Genomic DNA, 2,093 nt, shown 5'->3' with positions numbered 1-2,093 from the left:
GCGTCCTTTGCCTCTATGGGTGCGACAGATCTTGGAGTGTATTTCTAGGTCACGCAACTCGATTCCATCGGAATCAGTCTACATCGACAAACACAATCAATGAAGTTCTATCCAGTTTTGAGAGAACAAATAAATTTTCAAATTCACTTGCCAAATGGCTCAGAATTGGTATAATAAAACTTGTCTTTCAAATGAATACATAAGTCTAGTGACGATAGCGAAGAGGTCACACCCGTTCCCATACCGAACACGGAAGTTAAGCTCTTCAGCGCCGATGGTAGTTGGGGGTCTCCCCCTGTGAGAGTAGGACGTCGCTAGGCAATGCCATCATTCCGAAGTAGCTCAGTGGTAGAGCAACCGGCTGTTAACCGGTTGGTCGTAGGTTCGAGTCCTACCTTCGGAGCCATTTATGGAGAGCTGTCCGAGTGGCCGAAGGAGCACGATTGGAAATCGTGTATACGCTAACCGCGTATCAAGGGTTCAAATCCCTTGCTCTCCGCCATAAAGCTTTTCAATTAACAATGGCCCCTTGGTCAAGCGGTTAAGACACCGCCCTTTCACGGCGGTAACACGGGTTCGAATCCCGTAGGGGTCACCATTTATACGGAGGATTAGCTCAGCTGGGAGAGCACCTGCCTTACAAGCAGGGGGTCGGCGGTTCGATCCCGTCATCCTCCACCATTTAAGTGATAAAGTGTAACATCCTGATTCTGAGTTTCTAGGATGTGAAGCTAGATTTAACTTCATAATATTGTCGCGGGGTGGAGCAGCTCGGTAGCTCGTCGGGCTCATAACCCGAAGGTCGCAGGTTCAAATCCTGCCCCCGCAACCAAGGTCCCGTGGTGTAGCGGTTAACATGCCTGCCTGTCACGCAGGAGATCGCGGGTTCGATTCCCGTCGGGACCGCCATTTTTATTCTTAAGATTTTATTTAGTACATAAAATCTGTTCGGCTCAGTAGCTCAGTTGGTAGAGCAAAGGACTGAAAATCCTTGTGTCGGCGGTTCGATTCCGTCCTGAGCCACCATTTTAATAATGTGTATTAGCCTGTACTCAAGCAAACATTCTGGCTAAGAAACTAGATTTCACACCGTGCCGGTGTAGCTCAACTGGTAGAGCAACTGACTTGTAATCAGTAGGTTGAGGGTTCAAGTCCTTTCGCCGGCACCATAGGTTTGTGGAGGGGTAGCGAAGTGGCTAAACGCGGCGGACTGTAAATCCGCTCCTTCGGGTTCGGCGGTTCGAATCCGTCCCCCTCCACCATTTTTTTATTTAGGGGCATAGTTTAAAGGTAGAACTACGGTCTCCAAAACCGTCAGTGTGGGTTCGATTCCTACTGCCCCTGCCAATTATAATATGATCATTTGTAACTCGTGGCGGTCGTGGCGAAGTGGTTAACGCACCGGATTGTGATTCCGGCATTCGGGGGTTCAATTCCCCTCGGTCGCCCCATTTCAAAATGATTTTTTTGTGTTTTAGTTGCATATATTAGTATTGTGGCGGTCGTGGCGAAGTGGTTAACGCACCGGATTGTGATTCCGGCATTCGGGGGTTCAATTCCCCTCGGTCGCCCTCTTTTGGGGTATAGCCAAGCGGTAAGGCAACGGATTTTGATTCCGTCATGCCTAGGTTCGAATCCTAGTACCCCAGCCATTTTTGCGGAAGTAGTTCAGTGGTAGAACACCACCTTGCCAAGGTGGGGGTCGCGAGTTCGAACCTCGTCTTCCGCTCCAAATTCATTTTTGGCGGCATAGCCAAGTGGTAAGGCACAGGTCTGCAACACCTTTATCACCGGTTCAAATCCGGTTGCCGCCTCCAAACAACGCCGGTGTGGCGGAATTGGCAGACGCGCTGGACTCAAAATCCAGTTCCTTCACGGGAGTGTCGGTTCGACCCCGACCGCCGGTATATTATGTAGTACGACTCTACCTCTGCCAGGTAGAGTTATTTTTTTTATAAGTCGTTTCGCAACACGAAATAATTAAAATAGGATAGACTAGTAGCTTGATAATTTAGATAGATAGTAAGCCCGAATTCAAATAACGCATATTTTTCAAATGCACTTCCCGGTATGATCGTGGTAACACGAATGGG

General features: G+C 48.7%; 16 tRNA genes and 1 rRNA gene. All 17 read left to right on the top strand.

Annotated features, from left to right (window positions below):
* Positions 1 to 204: 204 nt before the first annotated feature.
* Positions 205 to 320, top strand: a 5S ribosomal RNA gene (rrf, locus tag ACFO0S_RS06345).
* Between the two features lie 11 nt (positions 321 to 331).
* A tRNA-Asn gene (locus tag ACFO0S_RS06340) sits at positions 332 to 406 on the top strand.
* Positions 407 to 411: 5 nt separating this feature from the next.
* Positions 412 to 502, top strand: a tRNA-Ser gene (locus tag ACFO0S_RS06335).
* A gap of 21 nt (positions 503 to 523) precedes the next feature.
* Positions 524 to 598: transfer RNA gene (locus ACFO0S_RS06330), tRNA-Glu, on the top strand.
* A gap of 7 nt (positions 599 to 605) precedes the next feature.
* Positions 606 to 681 (top strand) — tRNA-Val (locus ACFO0S_RS06325).
* 74 nt (positions 682 to 755) lie between these two features.
* Positions 756 to 832 (top strand) — tRNA-Met (locus ACFO0S_RS06320).
* Between the two features lies 1 nt (position 833).
* Positions 834 to 909: transfer RNA gene (locus ACFO0S_RS06315), tRNA-Asp, on the top strand.
* Positions 910 to 950: 41 nt separating this feature from the next.
* Positions 951 to 1,026 (top strand) — tRNA-Phe (locus ACFO0S_RS06310).
* 67 nt (positions 1,027 to 1,093) lie between these two features.
* A tRNA-Thr gene (locus ACFO0S_RS06305) sits at positions 1,094 to 1,169 on the top strand.
* A gap of 9 nt (positions 1,170 to 1,178) precedes the next feature.
* A tRNA-Tyr gene (locus ACFO0S_RS06300) sits at positions 1,179 to 1,262 on the top strand.
* An 11-nt stretch (positions 1,263 to 1,273) separates the two neighbouring features.
* Positions 1,274 to 1,347: transfer RNA gene (locus ACFO0S_RS06295), tRNA-Trp, on the top strand.
* A gap of 28 nt (positions 1,348 to 1,375) precedes the next feature.
* Positions 1,376 to 1,451 (top strand) — tRNA-His (locus ACFO0S_RS06290).
* Positions 1,452 to 1,498: 47 nt separating this feature from the next.
* Positions 1,499 to 1,571: transfer RNA gene (locus tag ACFO0S_RS06285), tRNA-His, on the top strand.
* Between the two features lie 6 nt (positions 1,572 to 1,577).
* Positions 1,578 to 1,652, top strand: a tRNA-Gln gene (locus ACFO0S_RS06280).
* Positions 1,653 to 1,657: 5 nt separating this feature from the next.
* Positions 1,658 to 1,732: transfer RNA gene (locus ACFO0S_RS06275), tRNA-Gly, on the top strand.
* 11 nt (positions 1,733 to 1,743) lie between these two features.
* Positions 1,744 to 1,817: transfer RNA gene (locus tag ACFO0S_RS06270), tRNA-Cys, on the top strand.
* A gap of 6 nt (positions 1,818 to 1,823) precedes the next feature.
* Positions 1,824 to 1,907, top strand: a tRNA-Leu gene (locus tag ACFO0S_RS06265).
* The last annotated feature ends 186 nt before the right edge of the window (positions 1,908 to 2,093 follow it).

The organism is Chryseomicrobium palamuruense (genome assembly GCF_042649045.1).
Lineage (GTDB): Bacteria > Bacillota > Bacilli > Bacillales_A > Planococcaceae > Chryseomicrobium > Chryseomicrobium palamuruense.
The sequence above is the reverse complement of the archived record's forward strand: the minus strand, read 5'-3'. Positions and strand labels throughout refer to the sequence as shown.